Annotated in this window: 23 protein-coding genes; 13 read left to right on the forward strand and 10 right to left on the reverse strand. The window is 72.9% G+C overall.

Annotated features, from left to right (window positions below; all coding sequences use genetic code 11):
• The first annotated feature begins 150 nt into the window (after positions 1–150).
• Positions 151–1,035: an MHYT domain-containing protein gene (locus OG989_RS22065; protein ID WP_327028287.1), complete on the forward strand. Its 885-nt coding sequence runs from the start codon at positions 151–153 to the stop codon at positions 1,033–1,035.
• Positions 1,036–1,258: 223 nt separating this feature from the next.
• The gene (locus tag OG989_RS22070; RefSeq protein WP_327028288.1) at positions 1,259–2,908 is read left to right on the forward strand and encodes an esterase/lipase family protein; all 1,650 of its coding nucleotides are present in this window, start codon (positions 1,259–1,261) and stop codon (positions 2,906–2,908) included.
• A gap of 8 nt (positions 2,909–2,916) precedes the next feature.
• On the opposite strand, the gene OG989_RS22075 is transcribed toward OG989_RS22070, so the two are convergent.
• From OG989_RS22075 to OG989_RS22090, 4 genes are all read right to left on the reverse strand, one after another.
• Complete coding sequence (locus OG989_RS22075) at positions 2,917–3,351, reverse strand: DUF7144 family membrane protein (RefSeq protein WP_151456254.1); 435 nt, start codon at positions 3,349–3,351, stop codon at positions 2,917–2,919.
• A gap of 216 nt (positions 3,352–3,567) precedes the next feature.
• Positions 3,568–4,239 carry a hypothetical protein gene (locus OG989_RS22080; RefSeq protein WP_327028289.1) on the reverse strand — a complete coding sequence of 224 codons (672 nt, stop codon included), beginning with the start codon at positions 4,237–4,239 and terminating at the stop codon, positions 3,568–3,570.
• A 262-nt stretch (positions 4,240–4,501) separates the two neighbouring features.
• Positions 4,502–5,422 (reverse strand): 5'-3' exonuclease, encoded by a 921-nt coding sequence (locus OG989_RS22085; RefSeq protein ID WP_327028290.1) that lies wholly within the window; start codon positions 5,420–5,422, stop codon positions 4,502–4,504.
• Positions 5,423–5,474: 52 nt separating this feature from the next.
• Entirely contained in the window at positions 5,475–5,702 is a 228-nt protein-coding gene (locus OG989_RS22090) for a hypothetical protein (RefSeq protein ID WP_327028291.1), read from the reverse strand.
• Positions 5,703–5,815: 113 nt separating this feature from the next.
• On the opposite strand from OG989_RS22090, the gene OG989_RS22095 reads away from it, so the two are divergent.
• Positions 5,816–6,904, forward strand: coding sequence for a DUF4037 domain-containing protein (locus tag OG989_RS22095; protein ID WP_327028292.1), 1,089 nt, complete (start codon positions 5,816–5,818; stop codon positions 6,902–6,904).
• 159 nt (positions 6,905–7,063) lie between these two features.
• Here the strand turns inward: OG989_RS22095 and OG989_RS22100 are convergent, their stop codons facing one another.
• Positions 7,064–8,443, reverse strand: a complete 1,380-nt coding sequence (locus tag OG989_RS22100) for a glycosyl hydrolase family 18 protein (RefSeq protein ID WP_327028293.1) — start codon at positions 8,441–8,443, stop codon at positions 7,064–7,066.
• A 222-nt stretch (positions 8,444–8,665) separates the two neighbouring features.
• On the opposite strand from OG989_RS22100, the gene OG989_RS22105 reads away from it, so the two are divergent.
• The 3 genes from OG989_RS22105 to OG989_RS22115 all read left to right on the forward strand — a co-directional run bounded on the left by OG989_RS22105 (position 8,666) and on the right by OG989_RS22115 (position 11,509).
• Positions 8,666–9,781 (forward strand): M24 family metallopeptidase, encoded by a 1,116-nt coding sequence (locus OG989_RS22105; protein WP_327028294.1) that lies wholly within the window; start codon positions 8,666–8,668, stop codon positions 9,779–9,781.
• Positions 9,778–10,920, forward strand: a complete 1,143-nt coding sequence (locus OG989_RS22110) for an acyl-CoA dehydrogenase family protein (RefSeq protein ID WP_327028295.1) — start codon at positions 9,778–9,780, stop codon at positions 10,918–10,920. The genes OG989_RS22105 and OG989_RS22110 overlap by 4 nt, the downstream gene beginning before the upstream one ends.
• An 82-nt stretch (positions 10,921–11,002) precedes the next feature.
• Positions 11,003–11,509 carry an Lrp/AsnC family transcriptional regulator gene (locus OG989_RS22115; protein ID WP_151456848.1) on the forward strand — a complete coding sequence of 169 codons (507 nt, stop codon included), beginning with the start codon at positions 11,003–11,005 and terminating at the stop codon, positions 11,507–11,509.
• Here the strand turns inward: OG989_RS22115 and OG989_RS22120 are convergent.
• Positions 11,439–12,050, reverse strand: a complete 612-nt coding sequence (locus tag OG989_RS22120; RefSeq protein ID WP_327028296.1) for a histidine phosphatase family protein — start codon at positions 12,048–12,050, stop codon at positions 11,439–11,441. The genes OG989_RS22115 and OG989_RS22120 overlap by 71 nt on opposite strands.
• A gap of 167 nt (positions 12,051–12,217) precedes the next feature.
• On the opposite strand from OG989_RS22120, the gene OG989_RS22125 reads away from it, so the two are divergent.
• Positions 12,218–12,412, forward strand: a complete 195-nt coding sequence (locus tag OG989_RS22125) for a CsbD family protein (protein WP_327028297.1) — start codon at positions 12,218–12,220, stop codon at positions 12,410–12,412.
• Positions 12,413–12,590: 178 nt separating this feature from the next.
• Here the strand turns inward: OG989_RS22125 and OG989_RS22130 are convergent, their stop codons facing one another.
• The 4 genes from OG989_RS22130 to OG989_RS22145 form a co-directional block, all read right to left on the reverse strand.
• Positions 12,591–13,043 carry a methyltransferase family protein gene (locus OG989_RS22130; protein WP_442791880.1) on the reverse strand — a complete coding sequence of 151 codons (453 nt, stop codon included), beginning with the start codon at positions 13,041–13,043 and terminating at the stop codon, positions 12,591–12,593.
• Between the two features lie 38 nt (positions 13,044–13,081).
• Positions 13,082–13,801: a cation transporter gene (locus tag OG989_RS22135; protein WP_327028298.1), complete on the reverse strand. Its 720-nt coding sequence runs from the start codon at positions 13,799–13,801 to the stop codon at positions 13,082–13,084.
• Positions 13,801–14,130 (reverse strand): ArsR/SmtB family transcription factor, encoded by a 330-nt coding sequence (locus tag OG989_RS22140; RefSeq protein WP_151456844.1) that lies wholly within the window; start codon positions 14,128–14,130, stop codon positions 13,801–13,803. The genes OG989_RS22135 and OG989_RS22140 overlap by 1 nt, the downstream gene beginning before the upstream one ends.
• A 196-nt stretch (positions 14,131–14,326) precedes the next feature.
• Positions 14,327–15,733, reverse strand: a complete 1,407-nt coding sequence (locus tag OG989_RS22145) for a KamA family radical SAM protein (RefSeq protein ID WP_151456843.1) — start codon at positions 15,731–15,733, stop codon at positions 14,327–14,329.
• A gap of 154 nt (positions 15,734–15,887) precedes the next feature.
• On the opposite strand from OG989_RS22145, the gene OG989_RS22150 reads away from it, so the two are divergent.
• Genes OG989_RS22150 through OG989_RS22175 form a run of 6 tightly spaced genes read left to right on the forward strand, consistent with a single transcriptional unit; the run spans position 15,888 to position 22,649 of the window.
• On the forward strand, positions 15,888–16,937 hold the full coding sequence (locus OG989_RS22150; protein WP_192581549.1) for a zinc-binding alcohol dehydrogenase: 1,050 nt from the start codon (positions 15,888–15,890) through the stop codon (positions 16,935–16,937).
• Between the two features lie 5 nt (positions 16,938–16,942).
• Entirely contained in the window at positions 16,943–18,511 is a 1,569-nt protein-coding gene (locus OG989_RS22155) for an amidohydrolase (protein ID WP_327028299.1), read from the forward strand.
• Positions 18,512–18,569: 58 nt separating this feature from the next.
• The gene (locus tag OG989_RS22160; protein ID WP_151457593.1) at positions 18,570–20,153 is read left to right on the forward strand and encodes a lysine 5,6-aminomutase subunit alpha; all 1,584 of its coding nucleotides are present in this window, start codon (positions 18,570–18,572) and stop codon (positions 20,151–20,153) included.
• Positions 20,150–20,926, forward strand: coding sequence for an OAM dimerization domain-containing protein (locus OG989_RS22165; protein ID WP_132237542.1), 777 nt, complete (start codon positions 20,150–20,152; stop codon positions 20,924–20,926). The genes OG989_RS22160 and OG989_RS22165 overlap by 4 nt, the downstream gene beginning before the upstream one ends.
• Entirely contained in the window at positions 20,923–21,315 is a 393-nt protein-coding gene (locus tag OG989_RS22170) for a hotdog domain-containing protein (RefSeq protein ID WP_151457592.1), read from the forward strand. The genes OG989_RS22165 and OG989_RS22170 overlap by 4 nt, the downstream gene beginning before the upstream one ends.
• Positions 21,312–22,649, forward strand: a complete 1,338-nt coding sequence (locus tag OG989_RS22175) for a glutamate mutase L (protein WP_327028300.1) — start codon at positions 21,312–21,314, stop codon at positions 22,647–22,649. Before OG989_RS22170 ends, OG989_RS22175 begins: the two co-directional genes overlap by 4 nt.
• The last annotated feature ends 152 nt before the right edge of the window (positions 22,650–22,801 follow it).

A 22,801-nucleotide genomic window follows, 5' to 3' on the forward strand; every position in this document is an offset into this window, starting at 1 on the left:
ACCAGATATCGAAATCGACGCATCGCTTAGTCACCGCGACGGCACCCCCCGAATTGTCCGGGGGGTGCCGTCGTGCCTGGTCACGGCATCCCTGATCATTGCTGCGGCGCGGGATCGCGCGTCGGTGGAACGATCTGGGAGAAGGCCGCCGTGGCGGAGATCAATCACTTCGAGTACGGGTGGATCACCCCCGCGCTCAGCTACGTGCTGTCGGTGCTGGGCTCGGCCCTGGGGCTGATCTGCGCGGGCCGGATCCGCACGGCGGGCAGCGCGGGCCAGCGTGCCTGGTGGGGAACCCTGGCGGCCTGGGCCATCGGTGGCACCGCCATCTGGACCATGCACTTCATGGCGATGCTCGGCTTCGCCGTCGAGGGCACCCGGATCCGGTACGACGTGCCCATCACCGTGGCCAGCGCGATGATCGCGGTGATCGCGGTCGGCATCGGCCTGGCCATCGTGGGCACCGGGCGGTTCTCCGCCGTGCGGCTGCTCGCCGGGGGCCTGTTCACGGGCGCGGGGGTCGCCGCGATGCACTACACCGGCATGGCGGCCATGCGGCTCAACGGCCGGATCGACTACGACACCACCCGGGTCGTGCTGTCGGTCGTGATCGCGGTGGTCGCGGCCACGGTGGCGCTCTGGCTCGCGATGACCGTCCGCCGGGGGCTGGCGATCGTCGGCTCGGCGCTGCTGATGGGTGTCGCCGTCAACGGCATGCACTTCACCGGGATGAGCGCCATGTCGGTGCATCGGCACGCCGGGCAGGGCGAGGTGTCCGGCGCCGGCGTCAGCACCCTGCTCGTGCCGATCATCCTCGCGGTGGTGTTCGGCGTGGTCGGGCTGGTCTACGCGCTGCTGGCCGCCCCTACCGCCGAGGACCGGGCCGCCACCGCGTACTTCGACGACCTGCGGGGCCAGGAGCCGGCCGAGGCGTCGCCGCCGCCGGCGCCGGACCCGGTGGGGCTGCGGGCCCGGTCCACACTCGGCCAGCCGGGCACCCCGTTTCCGTCCCGCCGGGGCAACCCGCCGCGCTGACCCGTCCAGCGGGTCGACGCCGCCCGCCGTGCCGCGGCACGGCGGGCGGCGCTTGCTGGTCGATGGCGCGGGCTGCCACCACGATGAGCGCACCGCCGCCGACCACGAGGTGGTGTCGGCCGGATCGAGGTCGTGGGAGCGGTTGATTTTCGGGCATACGGCTTAGCGGCCAGCCGGTACCAGGGAGAGTCGGCGCAGAGGCCCGCGTGTCGAAGGAGGACTCGTGCGACCCACCCGCCGGCTACTGGCGCTGCTCGGGCTCGCTGCGGCGATGCCCCTGGTCGCGGCCGTCATCCTTGTCTGGATACCGTTCCGCAATGCGCAGGGTCTGATACCACAGAGCTCTGCGGTATGGCCGTACGACTCGTACCACGACATGCGCTGGCTGCTGGTCTACCACAACTCCTGGTTGATGTTCGGGCTCCTCTTGCTGGGCGCGATCGTGCTGCGAGGGCTCTACTCCGCGGCCCTGGTCGGCCTGGCCTGGCCGGCAGGCGTACGGCGGCCGCCGTTCCGGGCGTTGGCGCGGCGCAACCTCGAAGTCGCGGCGTTCACGGCGGTCCTCGTCCTACCGTTCGCTGCGTATGCGGTCGCCGCGTCGGTGGTGTCGCTGTCCTGGTTCCTGTTCGCCTCGCTGGGCCCCATGATCATCCTCGCCCCCTTCCTGCAGCGGATGGCCGTGGGCCGGGGCCTGTGGCGGGGACTGCCTTCGGCCGAGCTCGTCGGCTGGTCGCTGCTCGACTTCGTGGTGATCTCGGTGGCCGGTGGCGCGGTGTGGCAGGTTCCCGCGTTGATGACGCCGCTCGTCGCCGCGGGCGCGGGCGCGGCCAACGGCCTGCTGTGGAACCGGACGGTGCGGGCGGCCGTGCTGCAGCCGCGGGTACGGTGGCGGCGGGTGCCGGTGGTGCCGATCGCTGTGGTGCTCGCGCTGGCCACTCCGCTGGTGTCGCAGGTGATCACCTCGCCCCGCCACGAACGGAGCACCTTCGTCCCGCCCGTCTTCGACCGGCCGCTGCCCGCGAGGGTGCGCTACGCGGTGATCCTGCTGGCCGGGCACGAATCCGCGTACGACGGCCGCCCGTTGGGGGACCCGGCGGCCGAGTGGTTCTCATACGCTGGCCTGGACGCGGGTGGCCGCCCGCTGCCGTACCGGCGGTATGACACCCACCGGTCGCTGGACTCCAGCGCGGAACTGCTCGCCGCGCAGGTGGACGCGCTGCATCGGCGGACCGGCAGGCCCATCGCCCTGGTCGGCCGAAGTGAGGGGGCGATGGTGGCCCGGCGCTACCTCGGCGATCGGCCGGACCCGCGGGTGCAGGCACTGGCGATGTTCAGCCCGCTGGTCCGCGCCGGACGCGCGTACTACCCACCCCCGGACGTCAGCACCGGCTGGGGTCTGGCCGCCGGCTGGCTGCTGCGGGGGATGTTCGCTGTCACGCAGGTCGGCAGGACAGCCGCCACCACGCCGGACGAGCCGTTCATCCGTTCACTGATGGACGAAGACGGGCCCTTTTTCCGCCTGCACATGATGTGTCCCGTCCCGGGGGTCCGGGCGATCGCCTTCCTGCCGACGGTCACCGCGTCCGAGGCGCCACCGGACCCGTACATCCGCATCCCGACGGTCGAGGCACCGTCCTTCCACGGGGGGCTCATCGGTCGCCCGGTCATCGAGGACCAGTTGATCGACTTTCTCGCCGGCGAGGATGTCAACGTCCGGCGCCGGGAGTACGGCCTCCTGGAGCGGCTGGGTGCGGCCTGGCACGCACCCAACCTGGCGCTGCGCATCAACCCGGTCTGGGAACCCACCGTGCCGTCCGGCACGCCGGCCTTCTCGACGGCACTCTACTGCCGTCCGCTGCGGCAACCAGACTGACAACCAGTTCAGACCCGCGAAGCGGGGGTCCGGCTCGCCGCGCGCAGCTGCCCGGCGAGCAACCAGAGGGCCACGGCGGCGAGCGCCGCCGTCATCCAGACCGCCAGCGGACGGTACGGCAGCAGCAGGATGCCGAGCCCGATGCCCACCGTTGCGGTGACGATCGCCGCGACGGTGGTGGCGCGCCGGTCGACGAGCACCGCCAGCCCGGCCACGGCGGTCGCCACCCCGCCGACCAGTCGGACCCAGCCCCAGCTGGTGATGTCGAGGTGGAACATCTCCGCGCTGGCGATGTCGACGTACGGCTCGAGCGGAACGATGGCGAGCCCGGTGAGGAAGTCGATCCCCCCGGCCGCGCCCAACAGCACCGCCGCCAGGTAGCGCCGGCTCCGTCGCTCGCTGTCCGGGCCGATGCCGTCCGGAGCTGGCCCGTCTCCCGGCATGCTTCCTCCGCCCGTCGTCTTCGCCGCCGTGCAGCCCGTACCCGAGCCGCCGCAGGGGATTCCACCAGGCTATCGAGGCTCGCCCTGCCCCGCCGCCGGTAGCGGAGCCTGTTGGCTCAGGGACGGACCGGGAGGTTTCCGGGGCGTCGCGCCACTGGCCGCGGTGCGCGGCGGTGAGGATCTTGGCTTTGGGGCTGTGATCGAGGATGCCCCCGCTCAGTCGAGCGCCGACTCACCGCCGGGGTAGGCGAAGGACGAGCGCGGTGAATAGAAGCCCCACACGATTTCGAGCGGCTCGGCGGGACGCAGGGCGTGGACCGGGTGGTCGGGTGCCAGGAACTCCACCGACTCGATCTCGAAGGGATCGACCGGTTCCGCGACGAAGGGGTAGTTCCCGCTCAGCAGCCTGCCGTCGAGCCGGGTCAGGTAGCGGAGCTGTCCACGGTTCACGGCGTCACCGGTGCGTCCGACCCGGGCCGTCGTGCGGATCACCGGTACGCCGTCCGCCTCGGTGGTGGCGACCAGCCGATGCCCCTTCACCTCGATCGTGGTGGTACCGGCGCTCGCCGGGGCGCCCCGCGCGACGGCGTAGTCGCGGACCACCGGGCTGGAGTTGACGTAGTGCGTCCACCAGCGGCCGGGGGTCACCCCGTCCGGGGCGTCGACCCCGGACAGGTCCGGACCGAGATACGTCAGCGAGTAGGCGCCGAAGCCGGAGGTCTGCACGGCGTCGTCAACGACGTACTGGTTCATGAAGACCTGCCGGTTCGGGGCCGGCTCGAGGCCCTGCGGCACCAACGCGGCAACCGCGTCGGGGTCGGCCGGAACCCAGCCGAAATAGATCATCCGGCTGTTCACCACGAGCTGCGGTGCGGCGAGCTCAGTCATGAGGGCTCCTTCCACGCAACTGATCGGTCGCTACGACGCTACGTGGCACACCCCGTGCGGAGACCGACGGATTGGCGACACCGGCAGCGCTGCGCCACCGCCCTGATCGCGCGATGACGGGTGAGCGCATCGACGGGTCGCCCGACCGTCGGGCCGACACCTTGCAGGCGTGGCCGCGCGAGCACCCGGCGTCGAGACGGTGTGCCGGGACAGCTCCGGCGCCCGCACCGGGGCCACGGGCCTGCCCCGGTGGCCGCGCGGGTCAGGCGCGCTGCGCGAGGGCGTCGACCAGGCGGCGTGCCGAGCCCGCGAGGTTCCACTCGCCGGCCAGCTCCAGCAGCCGGTCGGGATCGGCCGGCGCGGTCGGCAGCGCGGTGGCCAGCTCGGGCAGCGGCACGTCGAGGGCGACCCGGACCACCTGCGGCGCGACGGCCAGGTAGTCACGCGCGGCGGCGAGCTTCGTGCGCAGCCCGGGGGCGAAGCCGGAGTTGGGCTCGTCCAGGGCGGCCAGGATGCCCGCGATGTCGCCGTAGCGCTCGACGAGCCGGGCGGCCGTCTTCTCGCCCACACCCGCCACCCCGGGCAGCCCGTCGCTGGGGTCGCCCCGCAGGGCGGCGAAGTCGGCGTAGCGGTCGGCCGGCACCCCGTAGCGGGCGCGCACCGCGGCGTCGTCGCAGTCGTCCAGCTTGGCCACGCCCCGCCCGACGTAGAGCAGCCGCACGGGGCGTGCGTCGTCGACGAGTTGGAACAGGTCCCGGTCGCCGGAGACCACCTCGACCGGCGCCGGCTGGGTCACCGAGAGGGTGCCGAGCACGTCGTCGGCCTCGTAGCCGGTCGCGCCGACGTGGGCGATCCCGACGGCGTCGAGCACCTCCAGGATCAGCGGGACCTGCGGGCTGAGCGTGTCGGGCACCACCTCGCCGCCCTCGGGGGCCACCCGGTGCGCCTTGTAGGACGGCAGCAGCGCCACCCGCCAGTCGGGCCGCCAGTCGTGGTCCATCGCGCAGACCATCCGGTCGGGCCGGCGGGTGCGGATCAGGCTCGCCAGCATGTCGAGGAAGCCGCGCACCGCGTTGACGGGGCTGCCGTCGGCGGCCCGGGCCGCCGACTCGGGAATGCCGAAGTAGGCCCGGAAGTAGAGACTGGGCGCGTCGATGAGCAGGATCGGGGGTCGCTGTGCCACGCCCGACAGCCTGGCACACCCCACCGACGATCAGGGGGCGCGGCGCGGCGGGTCAGGGACGTTCGTGGTCGCGGTACAGCGTCTCGCGGCGGGCCACGTACTGCAGGCCGTAGCTGGCGAGCAGCAGCACGATCGCGACCGACACCTCGAGCCAGGCCGCCGTGCCGTCGGCGACGGTCACCCCGACGGCCAGCAGCACCAGGCCCGCGACGGCGAGGATGCCCGCCCAGAGCAGCCGGCGGCGTCGGGTCGCGGCGCGCTCCCGGTCCGTCGCTGCCACGGCGGTCGGTCCTCTCCGTCGGCGACCCGTCCGCGCCCAGCCTATCGGCGCGTACGGCCGCCGGCGGCGGAACCGGGCTGCGGGCCCGCCGCTCCGCGCGCAGACTTGCCGGTGTGACGTTCGTTGCGGGCCTGATGCTCGGCCGCCGGTTCCACGACGAGGTGCTCGCCCCGATCCTGCGTCGACGCTTCCCCGACCTGCGGTACGCGGCCGGGCTGCTCGACGGCGGCTCGGAGCTGCTCGGCCTGGACACCCCGCGCTCCACCGACCACGACTGGGGGCCGCGCGGGCAGCTCTTCGTCGGCGCGGCCGACGCGGCCCGGATCCCGCACCTGCGTGCGGCGCTGGACGCCGACCTGCCGGCGGAGTTCCTCGGCTGGCCCACCCGATTCACCGGGGAGGGCCGGCTGGGGGTCGCCGACCGGGCGGGCAGCCGCCACGGCGTCACGATCGACGAGCCGGGCGGCTGGTGGCGCGAGCGGCTGGGCTTCGACCCCGCTGCCGGCGTCACCACGGCGGACTGGCTGGCCACGCCGACGCAGCGGCTGGCCGAGGTGACCGGCGGCGAGGTGTTCCACGACGGTCTCGACGGCGCGCTGACCGGGGCCCGGGCGGCGCTGGCGTGGTACCCGGACGACGTGTGGCGGCACGTGCTCGCCGCCGCGTGGACCCGCGTCGCCCAGGCCGAGCACCTGCCCGGCCGCTGCGCCGAGACCGGCGACGAGCTCGGCAGCCGGGTGGTCACCGCCGGGCTGGCCCGGGACCTGATGCGGCTCGGCCTGCTGTTGCACCGCCGCTGGCCCCCGTACGACAAGTGGCTGGGCACGTTGTTCGCCCGGCTGCCCGACGCGGCGCCCCTGGTCGCGGCCCTGGCCGACGCGCTGGGCCCGGGCGACTGGCGCAGGCGGGAGGACGGGCTGGTCCGGGCGCTGGAGGACCTCGCCGCCCGGACCGACGACACCGGCCTGGCGGCCCCGGTGCGCGCCCGGTCCCGGCCCTTCCACCGGCGGCCGTTCCTGGTCCTGGACGCCGGTCGGATCGCCGGCGCGCTACGGGCCGCCATCACCGACCCGGTGCTGCGCGGGCGTCCGCCCCTCGGCGCGGTCGACCAGTACGTCGACAACGTCGACGTGCTGACCCACGCGCACCGGGTCCGCCGGCTCGCCGCCGCGCTGCCGGTCGCGGCGGACCGACCGGGCTGACGCGGGCCGGGCCGAGGGGGAGATGGCGGCTGTCGCTGCGGATCGGCGGCGCACGGGGGCCGGGCCGACGTGCGGGTGGTGCCGAGGGCCAGCCGATGGCGGGCGGTGCCGGCGGGGTGGGGCCCCGCCCCGCCGAGGCGGTGACGGGGCCCGTGCCGATCAGGCGGGCAGCCGCCAGACCTGGTTGGCGCCGCCGAAGCAGTCCCAGATCTGCAGCCGGGTGCCGTCGGCGGAGCTGTTGCCGGTGGCGTCGAGGCACCTGTTGGACGCCGGGTTGCGCAGCGTGCCGTTGGACTGGGCCTGCCAGACCTGCGCGCCGGTGCCGTTGCAGTCCCACAGCTGCACCTTGGCGCCGTTGGCGGTGGAGGCGCTGGTCACGTCGGCGCACTTGCCGAGGGCGCGCAGGGTGCCGTCGGTGCCCACCGTCCAGGTCTGGGCGTTGGTGCCGTTGCACGCGTAGAGCTGCACGGCGGCGCCGTTGGCGGTGCCGGCGGCGGCCACGTCGACGCACTTGCCGCCGATGCCGGTGATCGGGCCGGTACGCCCGACGGGCGGCGGGGTGGTGCCGCCGGTGGCGGTGTCGTAGATGGCGCTGACCAGGGAGGTGGCCCCGGTGGTGTCCTGGCTCAGTTCCCAGTTCATCATGCCGCCGGCGTTGGCCATGGCCCACAGGGTCTTGCGCTTGACCGTTGGGATGCCGTTGTAGCACTGCTGGGTCCCGCCGACCGTGGTGCAGTCGCGGTTGGCGTTGGCCGGGTCCATGGCGACCAGTGCGACGTACGTGTGGTAGCCGGGTCGGCTGTAGAACGGCACGCCGAGTACCGCCTTGCGGGCGGGCAGGCCCCGGGACTTCCAGTAGTTGACGGCGTTGATCGACCAGTCGTAGTTGGCGTGCGGGCTGCCGCCGTCGTACGCCATGATGTTGAGCCAGTCCACGTGGCCGAACACGGCCGGCTGCACGCCCTCGGCGTACCAGCCCTCGGAGACGACGGCGGCGGTGAGCAGCTTGCCCCGGCTGTGCAGGGCGCCGGCCAGCTGCTGCATCAGCGCCGTGTAGTTGGTGGCCGAGGCGCCCGGGTCCGGGTACTCCCAGTCCATGTCGACGCCGTCGAGGTTGTACTGGTTGACGAAGTTGACGACGTTGTTGACGAACGTCGTGCGGCTGCCGGCGTTGGCGGCGAGCGCCTCGAAGGCGGAGTCGTCGCCGTTGTTCCAGCCGCCGATCGCGATCGACACCTTGACGTTGCTGGCGTGGCCGCGGGACACCAGCTGGGAGAGCTTGGCGGGGTTCTCCACCGGGCGGAGGCTGCCGTCGCCGTTGGGCAGCACGAACGCGTAGTTGACGTGGGTCAGCTTGGCGTACTGCACCGCGTTGACGTCGCCGGTCCAGGACGGCAGGTAGCCGACGCTGCGGAAGTCGTTGGGCAGCGCGGCGGCCTGCGCGGGGGCGGGGGCCAGGGTGAGGGTGGTGGCGGCGGTGGCGAGGGTGAGCAGGCCGGCGGCGAGGGCCGACCTGAGGTGGGAGAGCGATGAGGGCATCGGGGGCCTTCCCGTGGGCGGGTCGTGGCGGCTGTGCCGCCCGCGTCGGCGGCGGGGCGCCGGGTGCGGGCGTACGGGTGGGGACGGGGTGGACATCCTCGAGGCAGCCAAATCCTAAGGATTGTTAACTGTCACGTCAACGATGATGTTCGATGGATGCGGGCACTGCCCACGACCTCGGGTGGGCTGGGTCCGGCCCCGAACGACCGTTAAGCTGAGCGCGTGGGATCCGACGAGCTGTATCCGCCACGGCGGCTGGACGATGCCCGGCGCGCCACCGCCGCCGCGGGCCTGGACGCGCTACTGCTGACCCCCGGCTCCGACCTGCGCTACCTGACCGGCTACGACGCCCACGAGGGGGAGCGGCTCACCTGCCTGGTGCTGCCCGCGCAGGGCGAGCCGACGCTGATCGTGCCCACCCTGGAACGGCCGGCCGCCGAGGCGTCCCCCGCCCCGGCCACCGGCGTACGCATCGTCGACCACGCCGACGGCACCGACCCGTATCCGCTGCTCGTCGCCGCGCTCGGCGGACCGGTGGCGACGGTCGGCCTGGCCGACCGGATGTGGGCCGAGCAGGTCCTGGCCCTGCGCGCGGCGCTGCCCGGCGCCACCCAGCGGCTGGCCTCCGAGGTGCTGTGCGAGATGCGCCTGCGCAAGTCCCCGGCCGAGGTCGCGGCGCTGGCCGAGGCGGGCGCGGCGATCGACGCCGTGCACGCGCGGATGGGCCAGTGGCTGCGGCCGGGACGCACCGAGGCGGAGGTGGGCGCCGACATCGCCGCGGCGATCCGGGCCACCGGCCACGTGAGCGTGGACTTCGTGATCGTCGCCGCCGGCCCGAACGCCGCCAGCCCGCACCACGGCACCTCCGACCGCCCCATCGGTGCCGGCGAGCCGGTCGTCGTGGACATCGGCGGGACGATGCCGTCGGGCTACCGCTCGGACTGCACCCGCACCTACGTCGCGGGCGCCCCGGCGCCGGCCGAGTTCGTCGACTACTACGCGGTCCTGCACGCCGCCCAGCGGGCCGCGGTGGCCGCGGTCCGCCCCGGGATCACCGCCGGGGACGTCGACGCGGCGGCCCGGGAGCCGATCGCGGCCGCCGGCTTCGGCGCGGCGTTCCTGCACCGGACCGGCCACGGCATCGGCCTGGACGGCCACGAGGAGCCCTACGTGGTGGCCGGCAACGCCCGCCCCCTGGAGCCGGGGATGGCGTTCTCCGTCGAACCGGGCATCTATCTGGCGGGCCGCCACGGCGCCCGCATCGAGGACATCGTCGTCTGCGCCACGGACGGCGTGCAACGGCTCAACACCACCCCCACGGAGCTCATCGCGCTATGACTGTCGACCGGATCCTCCCCACCGACGAGGCTAACGACCTGCTCGACCTCGCCACCGAACTCGCCGACCGGGAGCTCGCGCCGCGGGCCGCCGGGTTCGAGGAGCGCGCGGAGTTCCCCCGCGAGGTGCTGCGCACCCTCGGGCGGGCCGGCCTGCTCGGCCTGCCCTACGCCGAGGAGCACGGCGGCGCCGCCCAGCCCTACGAGGTCTACCTCCAGGTGCTGGAGATCCTGGCCAGCCGCTGGCTGGCGGTCGCCGAGGCGGTCAGCGTGCACACGCTGTCCTGCTACCCCCTGGCGCAGTTCGGGACGAACGAGCAGCGCAAGCTGCTGCCCGACATGATCGGCGGGGAGCTGCTCGGGGCGTACTGCCTGTCGGAGCCGCAGGGCGGGTCGGACGCCGCCGCGCTGACCACGAAGGCCGTGCGCGACGGCGACGACTACGTGGTCGACGGCACCAAGGCGTGGATCACCCACGCGCAGGTGGCGGACTTCTACAACATCTTCTGCCGCACCGGCGGGCCCGGCCCGAAGGGCATCTCCTGCCTGCTGGCCGACCGCGCCACGGCAGGCATCGCGCCGCAGGCGGCCGAGCGCACGATGGGGCTGCGCGCCTCCCCGGTGGCGCAGATCGCCTTCGACTCGGCCCGGGTGCCGGCGGAGCGGCTGATCGGCGGGGAGGGGGCGGGCTTCACCATCGCCATGTCCGCCCTCGACTCGGGACGCCTCGGCATCGCCGCCTGCGCGGTCGGGCTGGCCCAGGCGGCGCTGGACTACGCGGTCGGCTACGCCCGGGAGCGCCAGCAGTTCGGCAAGGCGATCATCGACTTCCAGGGACTGGGCTTCACGCTCGCCGACCTGGCCACCCAGATCTCCGCGGCCCGGGCGTTGATGCTGGCCGCGGCCCGGCTGCGCGACGCCGGCCGGCCGTACTCGATCGAGGCGGCGAAGGCGAAGCTCTTCGCCACCGACGTGGCGATGCGGGTGACCACCGACGCGGTGCAGGTGCTCGGCGGGGCCGGATACGTGGCCGACCACCCGGTGGAGCGCTACATGCGCGAGGCCAAGGTGCTCCAGATCGTCGAGGGCACCAACCAGATCCAGCGGCTGGTCATCTCCCGGGCGTTGGCGAAGGGCTGACGGGCGTCGCCCCGCCGGCGCCGTGTCGCGCCGGCGGGCCGCCTCGTCGCCGCGACGCCGTTTTCCCGGTAGGTTGCACGCCGTGGAGGAGATCGACCGCGCCATCATCGCCGCGCTGACCGCTGACGGTCGGCTGTCGTACACCGATCTGGCGGAGCGGGTGGGCCTGTCGGTCTCCGCCGTGCACCAGCGGGTGCGCCGCCTGGAGCAGCGCGGCGTGATCAAGGGGTACGCCGCCCGGGTCTCCTTCGAGGCCCTGGACCTGCCGCTGACCGCGTTCGTGGCGATCCGGCCCTTCGACCCGTCGCAGCCCGACGACGCGCCGGAGCGGCTGGCCCACCTGCCCGAGATCGACTCGTGCTACTCGGTGGCGGGGGAGGACTTCTATCTCCTGCTGGTGCGCGTGGCCAGCCCGGCCGACCTGGAGCGGCTGCTCCAGGAGATCCGGACGGCGGCGAACGTGACCACCCGTACGACGGTGGTGCTGTCGACGCCGTACGAGAACCGGTCGCCGAAGATCAGTGCCGAGCCCCAGCTTCGGGTGCGCTCGCGGGGGTCGGGGGAACCGGCTGGTTCCAGCGCAGGATGACCCGCCGGCCGTGCTCGTGGCCGAGCACGCTGACCGTGGCGGTGTCCAGGCGCAGCAGCCCGCCGGCCGACGGGGGCAGGCCGACCCAGCGGGCGCCGAGCACGCGCAGGCTGTGGGCGTGCCCGACGAGGGCGACGGTGCCCCGGTCGAGTAGCGGATGGACCCGGGCGAGCACCCGGTCGAGGCGCTCGCCGACCTGGTTCGGGGACTCCCCGCCGGGGCAGCCGTCGGCCCAGATGGACCAGTTGGGGTGGTCGTCGCGGATGTCGGCGGTGGTACGCCCCTCGTACTCCCCGTAGTTCCACTCGGCCAGGTCGTCGAGCGTGTCGGTGACCGTGAGGCCGGCGAGCCGCGCGGTGTGCAGCGCCCGGGCGCGGGGGCTGGTCAGGACCGCGGCGCAGCGGCGGCCGGCGAGGAATCGGCCGAGGGCGCGGGCCTGCCGCTCGCCGTCGGGGGTGAGCTGGAGGTCGGTGTACGAGGTGTGCCGGCGGCTGGCGCTCCAGGTGGTCTCGCCGTGCCGGATCAGCTGAAGCTCTCCCATCCGCCCAGTCAACCAGACGGCCTCTTCCCACCGTTCACCTAGTGTCCTAGGACGCCTTAGCGGGTGTGGCACCCGCCACGACATCACCGCCGGGTTTCCCACGGGCTGATGAGGGCACCCGACCAGACGAGGGCCGGGGGAGGCCCGGCCCGTGCTGAGGAGGCGACATGGGCTTCACCGGCAAGGCGAAGAACAAGGTCCAACAGGTGGCGGGTGCCGCCAGGAAGCGACTCGGCGGCGCCACGCACAGCGAGCGGATGCGCGACGAGGGGGCCGCGCAGCAGAGCGACGCGCGTGCCCGACAGGCCGGGGAGCACCTCACGGACGCTGGCCGGGACGTGAAGGACGCCTTCACCAGGTGACCCGAGCACGGCGGCGGCTCCCGGCACCCTCGCCGGGGGCCGCCGGACGTCCTGGCCCGCGGCTGCGGCTTTGCGCGGCGAGAACGTCGGGGCATCAGGGAGGGCTTCGATCTGTGCGTGCCCGTCCCGCTGCTCGCCTGGTGGCGGCCGATGGCCGGGACGGGCTCGGCTGGGGGGCTTACCGCATGACCGGTCCGTTGACCGGGGTCGTGCGGCGGCCGAGGCCGGGCCAGAACCGTCCGGTCCGGGTGGCGTACATGAGGTAGGTGGCGCCGTGGGTGCGGATGAGGTAGGGATCCTCGACCGCGCGGACCTGCACCTGTACCGACGCGACGAGGACCGCGGTCGCGGCAAGACTGATCGGGTTGGGCACCATCGCGGCCAGGCCGAGGCTGGTGACGGCCATCGCGGTGAAGATGGGGTTGCGCGCCAACGCGAACGCGCCGGTGGTGACCAGCCTGGTGCGCTCGCGGGGGTCGACGCCGATACGCCACGAGGTGCCCATGGACGGTTGCGCCGTGAGTGTCGCTGCGACGCCTGCGGGGGCCAGGACCAGTCCGGCGTCCAGCCGCAGCCCGGTGTCGCCGGTAACCCGCCACCGCGCCAGGGTGCGACACCCGAACGCCAGCACCAGGCCCAGCAGCTACAGGGCGAGTGCCAGGCCGGCCGTCACCGCGAACCCTCGTCAGCGCAGCAACTGTCCACGCAACCGTCCGTGCTGCCTGTCGCCGGCTCGGCCGGGGGGAGCCCGGGTGTGCAGCAGGCGTCACCGCGCCACGCTTCACGGCCCTCCTTGACCGCCACCACGGCGATGACCAGCGCGGCGACCGGGTCGGCCCAGGACCAGCCGAACAGGCTGTTCAGACCCAGGCCCACGAGGAGGACGGCGGACAGGTAGGTGCACAGCAGGGTCTGTTTGGAGTCCGCGACCGCCGACCGCGAACCGAGTTCCCGGCCGGCGCGGCGCTGCGCGTACGACAGGCCCGGCATGATCGCCAACGACAGTGCCGCCAGCACGAGACCGATGCTGGAGTGCTCGGCGTCGGCGCCGCCGAGCAGGGCACGCACCGACTCCACCGTCACATAGGCGGCGAGAGCGAAGAACGAGACCGCGATGATCCGCAGCGCCGCCTTCTCCCGAGCTTCCGGATCGCGACCGGCGAACTGCCACGCCACCGCGGCTGCCGACGATACCTCGATCACGGAGTCCAAGCCGAAGCCGAGCAGGGCGGTCGACGACGCGATCGTGCCGGCGGTGATCGCGACGACCGCCTCGACGACGTTGTAGGTGATCGTCGCGGCGACCAGCAGCCGCACCCGGCGGGCGAGCACCGCGCGGCGCGCCAGCGACGGTTCCGCCGGTGTCAGGTCGATGAGGGGGAGGGTCATCAGCAGCAGCCCTTTTCGCCGGAATCCGGACACGCGGCCGGGTCTACCGTCAGGACGAGGCCGAGCAGATCTGCGAGGGCGTGTGCCAGCCGGGCGTCGGCCAGCTCGTACCGGGTGCGGCGGCCCTGGGGCACGGCGACCACCAGGCCGCAGCCGCGCAGACACGACAGGTGGTTCGACAGGTTCTGCCGGGTCGTGCTCAGTAGTTCGGCCAGCTCCGCCGGGTATCCCGGTCCGTCGCGCAGCGCCAGCAGCAGTCGCGCCCGGGTCGGGTCGGACAGGGCATGACCGAAGCGGGCCAGCACCTGCCCGTGCGTCAACGTCTCCACATCGCCGATAGTACATTCGGCGATGTACTAAGAAGGGTGGGGCCTCACCCGTGCAGCATGGTGTTCCTGTTCAAGGTAAAGCGTGCGCTGTACCCTCGCGGTCGCTCGAGCCGAGGAGCGGCGGTGCCGTCGTGGGTCGGAGACGCGGCACCCCCGGGCCGGTGTCGGCTCCGGGGGTGCGGGTGTCGCGGGTTGGTCAGTCGTTGCGGTGCTCGGCCCACCACTGCTGCCCGGTCTCGGGCAGGGTGTCGATCGGGTCGTAGTAGGCGTGGCGCTTGTTGAGCGCCTCGGCGTCGGCGGACTCGATGGAGGTGCGGTAGTTCTTCGTCCAGTACGAGATGCCGCGGTCGCGGTCGTACTCGGTGAGCATGTGCACCCAGCGCTTGCCGACGAAGGGCACGTCGCACACGATGCGCGGGGTGGCGTAGCCGGGCAGGTAGCCCATGATGTCGTGCTGGAGCTGCTGGGCGTGCCAGACCGGGACCCGCCAGTGCTCGGCGTTGGGGATCATGTCGCACATGTAGAAGTAGTACGGCAGGATGCCCGCCTCGCCCTGGAGGGCGAAGCAGAGGTCGAGCAGGTCGGGGGCGGTGGCGTTGACGCCGCGCATGAGCACGCCCTGGTTGCGGACGTCGCGTACGCCGACGTCGAGGGCGGTCTGGGCGGCCCTGGCGACCAGCGGGGTGAGCGACTGGGCGTGGTTGACGTGGGTGTGGATGGCGAGGTTGACGCCGCGGCGGGCGGCGGTGCGGGCGACCCGTTCGAGGCCCTCGACGACGTCGGGCTGGAGCCAGTGCTGGGGCAGGCCCATGAGGGCCTTGGTGGCGAGCCGGATGTCGCGGATGGTCTCGATCTCCAGCAGCCGCATCAGGTAGGACTCGAGGTTCTTCCACGGGACGTTGGCCACGTCGCCGCCGGAGACGACGACGTCACGGACGCCGGGGTGGGCCTTGAGGTAGCCGATGTGGGCGTCGTAGCGGTCGACGGGCTTGAGGGTGAGCTTGAGCTTGTCGACGGCAGGCGTGGAGTTGCCGACGAGGTCCATGCGGGTGCAGTGCCCGCAGTACTGGGGGCAGGTGGAGAGCAGCTCGGCGAGGACCTTGGTGGGGTAGCGGTGGGTGAGGCCCTCGGCGACCCACATGTCGTGTTCGTGCAGGGAGTCGCGGCTGGCGTACGGGTGGGAGGGCCAGTCGGTGCGCCGGTCGGAGGCGACGGGGATCATGTAGCGCCGGATGGGGTCGGCGAGGAACGCCTCGGTGGTCATCGGCGCGAACGGGACCATGGTGTTCATCATCTGTGGCGGCACCAGCATGGACATGGTGGCCAGGGCCTTCTGGTCGGCCTCGAGGTCGGCGTAGAAGGTCTCGTCGACCGTGTCGCCGAGGACGGTGCGCAGCTGCTTGATGTTCTTGACGCAGTTGACGCGCTGCCACTGGGCGTTCTCCCACTGGTCGCGGGTGACGTGGCGCCAGCCGGGGAAGCGGGTCCAGTCGGGTTCGACGAGGGGCGCGCGGCGGTACTCGTAGGGCTGTCCGGCGGTGGGGACGGCGACCGGCGCGGGGCGGGGCGCAGGCGGGGTCTCTACCGGTTGGGTCTGGGTCACGGCCCCTCCTCGATGTGGTGCGGTTGATCAGCGACCCCGAAGGCTACTGGAAAATATTCGGTGAAGAAATTAGTCTGCCGTAAGTTTTCCCGCTACGCGAGCCCTGGTCGGGGCTTCGAGCGGCGTGACAGGGGAGGTCGGCGTGACGTCACCGGTGGGTCTGCACCGCGTTGTCGAACCGGCGGGGGTGCTGCCGCAGGCCGCGTGGCGGCTGGACGCGAGTCCGGAGATCGCGCCGAACGAGGTGCGGATCCGGGTGGAGCGGCTGAACCTGGACGCGGCGAGCTTCCGGCAGCTGTGGGAGAAGCACGGCGGGGACGGCGACGCGGTCCGCGCCGAGGTGCTCCAGATCGTGTCGACGCGCGGCAAGATGCAGAACCCGGTGACCGGCTCGGGCGGGATGCTGATCGGCACCGTGGAGGAGGCGGGACGGCGGTCCCCGCTGGGGCTGCGGGCGGGGCAGCGGGTGGCGACCCTGGTGTCGCTGACGCTGACGCCGCTGACGATCCTCGACGGGCTGGCCCGCTGGGACGGGCGCAGCGAGCAGGTGCCGTGCGACGGGTACGCGATCCTGTTCGCCCGGTCGATCGCGGCGGTGCTGCCGGCGGATCTCGATCCGCAGTTGTCCCTGGCGGTGCTGGACGTGTGCGGGGCGCCGGCGCTGACGGCGCGGGTGGTGTCGCGGTACGTGGCGGAGCGGGAGCGGGCGGAGGATCCGACGCCGGTGCGGGTGGCGGTGATCGGTGGCGCGGGCAAGAGCGGGTCGCTGTCTCTGGCCGCGGCGCGGCGGGCGGGTGCCGCCCGTACGGTCGGGGTGGTGCCGGTCGTGGCGGAGCGTGACGCGCTGGCGGCGGTGGGTCTGGCGGACGTGGTGGCGTTGGCCGACGCTCGGGATCCGGTGGCGTTGTCGTCGGCGGTGACGACGGCGTTGGGGGCGCCGGCGGACGTGACGGTGGTCTGCGTGGACGTGCCGGGGTGTGAGCACGGTGCGGTGCTGGCGACGGAGGACGGCGGCACGGTGGTGTTCTTCTCGATGGCGACGAGTTTCGCGGCGGCGGCGTTGGGGGCGGAGGGCCTGGCGGCGGACGTGACGATGCTGGTCGGCAACGGGTACGTGCCGGGGCACGCCGAGTTCGCGTTGGGTCTGTTGCGCTCGGAGTCGGGGGTGCGGGCGTTGTTCGAGGCGCGTCTGGCGGCAGACTGATGGTCATGACGAACCCCTCGACTCTGTACCGCGGCGGGACGCTGCACTGCCCGGCCGATCCGAGCGCGACGGCTCTGCTGGTGACCGATGGCCGGATCTCCTGGTTGGGGGTGGACGCGGACGCGCCGGTCGCCGAGCGGGTGGTGGATCTGGACGGGGCGTTGGTGACGCCGGCGTTCGTGGACGCGCACGTGCACGCCACGGACACGGGGTTGGCGTTGTCGGGGCTGGATCTGTCGGCGGTGCGTTCGGCGGCGGAGTTGCTGGACGCGGTGGCGGGGTTCGCGGCGGGGTTGCCGTCGGACGCGGTGGTGTTGGGGCACGGCTGGGACGAGTCGAGTTGGTTGGTGCCGCGGTTGCCGGACGCGGCGATGTTGGACCGGGCGGCCGGGGGTCGGCGGCTGTATCTGTCGCAGGCGTCGATCCATTCGGCGTTGGTGTCGGCGGCGTTGCTGGCGGCGTGTCCGCAGGTGGTGTCGGCGGCGGGGTACGACGCGTCGGGGTGGTTGCGTCGGGACGCGCACCACGTGGTGCGGGCGGCGGCGTTCGCGTCGGTGACGGGGGCGCAGCGGGTGGCGGCGCAGCGGGCGGCGTTGGCGCACGCGGCGTCGCTGGGTATCGCGGCGGTGCACGAGTGCGGTGGTCCGGAGATCTCCGACGAGGAGGACTTCACGGGTCTGTTGGCGTTGTCGGGTGACGGCGTGGCGGAGGTGTACGGGTACTGGGGTGAGCTGCTGGGTGCGGCGCGGGCCCGGGAGTTGGGTGCGGTGGGTGCGGGGGGTGATCTGTTCGCCGACGGGGCGTTGGGGTCGCGTACGGCGCACGTGTCGCGTGACTACCTGGATGGTGAGGGGGGTTGCGGGCACGGTTACCTGAGTGCGGAGCAGGTGCGTGAGCATCTGTTGGACTGTGCGGCGCACGGTGTGCAGGGTGGGTTCCACGCGATCGGTGACGCGGCGATCTCGACGGTGCTGGAGGGCTTCGCGGGGGCGGCGGAGAGGTTGGGCACGGACCGGGTGCGGGCGGGTCGGCACCGCATCGAGCACGCGGAGATCATGAACAAGCGGTTGATCGCCGGGTTCGTGGAGTACGGGATCGTGGCGAGCATGCAGCCGGCGTTCGACCGGTTGTGGGGTGGCGCGGGGCGGATGTACGAGTCGCGGCTGGGCCTGGAGCGGTCGTTGGAGTCGAATCCGATGGGTGCGATGCACGGTGTCGGGGTGGCGTTGGCGTTCGGGTCGGATTCGCCGGTGACGCCGCTGGATCCGTGGGGTTCGGTGCGGGCGGCGGTGTGGCACCACAGTCCGACGCAGCGGATGAGTGTGCGGTCGGCGTTCGCGGCGCACACCCGTGGCGGGTGGCGTGCGGTGCGGCTGGACAACGAGGGTGTGCTGGCGTTGGGGGCACCGGCGACGTTCGCGGTGTGGTCGACGCCGGCGGGGGTGGACCGGGGGTTGCCGGTGTTGTTGGCCGCGGACCCGGAGGCGCGTGGTCCGCAGGACCCGACGCCGCTGCCGGTGTGTCGGCGCACGGTGTTGCGCGGTGACGTGATCTACGAGGAAGGGTCTTCGTGAGCGAGCGAACCATCGGTACGGCGTGTGGCGCCGTCGCGGGGCAGGGTCGGGTGACGGTGTGACGGGCAAGCTTGACCTTGATCCGCGGCTGGTGGCGCGGGCGCGGGAGTTGGCGCGTCGCGCCGGGCAGCCGGTGGTGGATCTGGCGCGCAGCCACACCACGGTGTCGGTGGAGCGGGCGGTGCTGCGGCTGGCCGGGGTGGCCGGCGCGGATCCGGACGGTATTCCGTGGGTGAACCGGCTCGTGGACGCGGTGGTCGCGGACGTGGGGTTGGGGCACGGGGTGGCGTTGCCGGTGTTCGACGCGCTCGCCCGGGAGCAGCTCGGGGACGTGACGTTGCTGGCGCAGAAGGCGGCGGCGGGGTCGGTGCGGTTCGAGGTGCCGACGGGGAAGGCGGCCACGGCGGCGCGGAAGGCGGCGCGGCGGGCGGTGGGTGCGGGGATCCGGGCGATCGACCGGCGGCGTGCGGAGCGCGACCGGCTGGTGAAGCGGTTCGGGGATCCGGCGCAGCGGCCGTGGATCTATCTGATCGTGGCGACGGGCGACATCTACGAGGACATTCCGCAGGCGCAGGCGGCGGCGCGGGCGGGCGCGGACGTCATCGCGGTGATCCGGTCGACGGGGCAGTCGCTGCTGGACTACGTGCCGGAGGGGGCGACCCGGGAGGGTTTCGCGGGCACGTACGCGACGCAGGAGAACTTCCGGTTGATGCGGGCGGCGTTGGACGAGTCGTCGCGGGAGTTGGGCCGCTACGTGCGGTTGACGAACTACGCGTCGGGTCTGTGCATGCCGGAGATGGCGACCCTGGCGGGCCTGGAGCGGCTCGACATGATGTTGAACGACTCGATGTACGGGATCCTGTTCCGGGACATCAACCCGATCCGCACGTTCGTGGACCAGCGGTTCTCGCGGCAGGTGCACGCGCGGGCGGGGATCATCATCAACACCGGTGAGGACAACTACCTGACCACGGCGGACGCGGTGGACGAGGCGCACACGGTGACGGTGTCGCAGCTGCTCAACGAGTTCTTCGCGCACGAGGCGGGGTTGGCGGACTGGCAGTTGGGCCTTGGGCACGCGTTCGAGATCAACCCGGACGTGCCGGAGTCGTTGCGGCTGGAGTTGGCGCACGCGTTGCTGGCGCGGGAGTTGTTCCCGGACGCGCCGTTGAAGTGGATGCCGCCGACGAAGCACATGACGGGCGACGTGTTCCGGGGCAATCTGCTGGACGGGTTCTTCAACCTGGTGGGCACGATGACCGGTCAGGGGATCCTGCTGGTGGGGATGATGACCGAGGCGGTGGTGACGCCGTGGTTGTCGGACCGGGACATCGCCCTGCAGAACGTGCGGTACGTGCTGGGTGCGGCCGGTGGGTTGCACGAGGACTTCGTGCCGGCGTCGGGCGGGTTCATCCAGCAGCGGGCCAACCGGGTGCTGGGTGAGGCGGTCGACCTGCTGGAGCGCATCGGTGATCAGTCGCTGTTGACGGCGATCGCCGAGGGCACGTTCGGGATCATGAAGCGGCCGGCGGACCGGGGCAAGGGGCTGGCGGGGGTGGCCGCGCACGAGGCCGGCTACTTCAATCCGGCAACGGAGATCCTGGAGGCGCCGGTGGCGGGTGGAGAGGTGGCACGGGCGTGAGCGCCGTCGAGGCCGGCGGGGACGCCGGGAAGAAGATCGTCCGGCCGTACGGGGACACCACGGGCGATGGCATGGTGCAGGTGTCGTTCACGTTGCCGGTGCCGCACGACAAGCGGGCCGAGGGCGCGGCGGTGCAGTTGGCGAACAAGATGGGCATCGATCCGGCGATGCTGGTGCACGCCAAGCCGATGAGTGACGGGTTCACGTTCTTCGTGGTGTACGGGCGGGTGAACCATCTGGTGGACCTGTCGGCGGTGCAGGTGGTGGAGCGTGACTTCCCGCTGCTGAGCGCCAAGGAGGTCAACGCGGTGGTGAAGCGGCGGTTGCGGCGCAAGTTGTCGGTGGTGGGGGCGTGCATCGGCACGGACGCGCACACCGTCGGCATCGACGCGATCCTCAACGTGAAGGGCATCGCGGGGGAGAAGGGCCTGGAGTACTACCGGGAGTTGAAGGTCACGAACCTGGGTGCGCAGGTGAGCGTGCCGGAGTTGGTGGAGGCGGCGCGGGTGGAGCGCGCGGACGCGGTGCTGGTGTCGCAGGTGGTGACGCAGCGCGACGCGCATCTGCACAACACGCGGGAGATGTCGGCGGCGTTCCGGGAGGCGATGCCGGCGGGGCGTCGGCCGTTGCTGATCGTGGGTGGGCCGCGTTTCGACGAGTCGATGGCCGGCGAGTTGGGCGTGGACCGGATCTTCGGTCGGGGGACCACCCCGGGTGAGGTGGCGAGTTTCCTGGTGCACGCGTTGGTCACGGAGAAGAAGGCGAAGGCATGAGTGATTCCCGGGTGGGTCTGACGGTCGTGCACCGGCGGTACGTGCCGTATTCGCACGCCCACTACGCCGGCAACCTGGTCGACGGGGCGTACGCGCTGGGGTTGTTCGGGGACGTGGCCACGGAGGTGTGTATCCGCACCGACGGTGACGAGGGGTTGTTCGCGTCGTACTCGGACGTGCAGTTCCGGGCGGCGATGCGGGCGGGTGACGTGTTGGAGGTGACGGCGACGGTGACCCGGGTGGGTACGCGTAGCCGCACGATCGACTTCGTCGCGGCCGTGGTGTGCCGGGGGCGTCCGGATCGGGGTGAGTCGGCGGCGGAGGTGCTCGGCGAGCCGATCGTGGCGGTCACCGCGACCGGCACGGTGGTCGTGCCGCCGGTGGCGTGAGGTACGCGGTCTGCGCCGACGTCGGGTCCACGTACACGAAGGTGGCGGTGGTGGACCTCGACGCGGGCGCGTTGGTGGCGGGGGCGTCGGCGCCGACGACGGTGGGCACGGACGTGCTGCACGGCCTGGACGCGGCGGTGGCGGCGGCCACCGCCGGCCTGGCGGCGGGTCAGGCGCCCTGGTACGTGTGTTCGTCGGCCGGTGGTGGGTTGCGGCTGGCGGTCGTCGGCTACGAGCGGCTCGTGACCGCGCAGGCGGGCCGGCGGGTGGGTCTGTCGGCGGGCGCGAACGTGGTGCACGTGGCCGCGGGTCGGCTCGGTGCGGCGGACCTGACGGGGCTGCGGGCGGCCCGCCCGGACGTGGTGCTGCTGGTAGGTGGCACCGACGGTGGTGACGCCGAGACGTTGACGCACAACGCAACGCGACTGGCGCGGGCCCGCTGGCGGGTGCCGGTGGTGTTGGCCGGCAACGTCGACGTCCGCGACGACCTGCACGCCGTGCTGGCTGCGGCGGGGGTGCCGGTGACGGTGGCCGACAACGTGCTGCCGCGCATCGGGGTGCTGGCGCCGGCGTCGGCGCGCTCGGCCATCCGGGAGGTGTTCCTGCGGCACGTGATCGGGGGCAAGCGGCTGTCGCGGGGGCCGCGGTTCGCGCGGCTGGTGCGGGCGGCCACCCCCGACGCGGTGCTGACCGGCGTGGAGGTGCTGGCCGACACCCTGGGTGGTGATCTGGTGGTGGTGGACGTGGGTGGCGCCACCACGGACGTGTATTCGGTGCTCACGCCGGACGAGCGGGCCACCGGGCCGGGGCGGGAGGTGGCGGGGTCGCTGTGGCGGGCCCGTACCGTCGAGGGGGACCTGGGCATGCGGTGGAGCGCGCCGGGGGTGGTGCGGGCGGCAGTCGAGGAGCGGCTGCTGACCGACGCGCAGGGCGACGACCTGGCGGCGGGGGCGGCGGTGCGCGCGGGTGATCCGGGGTTCCTGCCGGTGGGGGACACGGAGCGTGCGGTGGACGCCCGGATCGCGGCCCTGGCGGCGACGGTGGCGTTGCGTCGGCACGCCCGGGGGGCGGCCACGGGTGAGCGGGCCGGGCGGGACCTGCGCGACGTGCGGCTGCTGGTGGGTTCCGGTGGGGTGCTGCGGCACGCCGCGCCGGCGGATGCGGCGGGTGTGCTGGGTGCGGTGCTGGCCGACCACGCCGGTGGGTGGCCGTTGCCGCGTGCGGCGCGGCCGGTCGTCGACGTCGACTACGTGCTGGCCGCCGGTGGGCTGCTGGCCGCCGAGCATCCGGCGGCGGCGGGGACGTTGCTGCGCCGGCACCTCGCGACGGATTGAGACTCGCCGACGCGACACGCCGTGGTGCATCACACGACAGGCCCGGGTGGGTTGACAGCGGCGGGGGTCCACGCCGTACCGTCTTTGAGTCCTACTACGGGAAGCGGCTGTTGTTCGCTTCGTCCCTTCGTCCGCTGGCCGAGCGACATGTG

Origin of the sequence: Micromonospora sp. NBC_01740 (assembly GCF_035920365.1) — a bacterium.
GTDB lineage: Bacteria > Actinomycetota > Actinomycetes > Mycobacteriales > Micromonosporaceae > Micromonospora > Micromonospora reichwaldensis.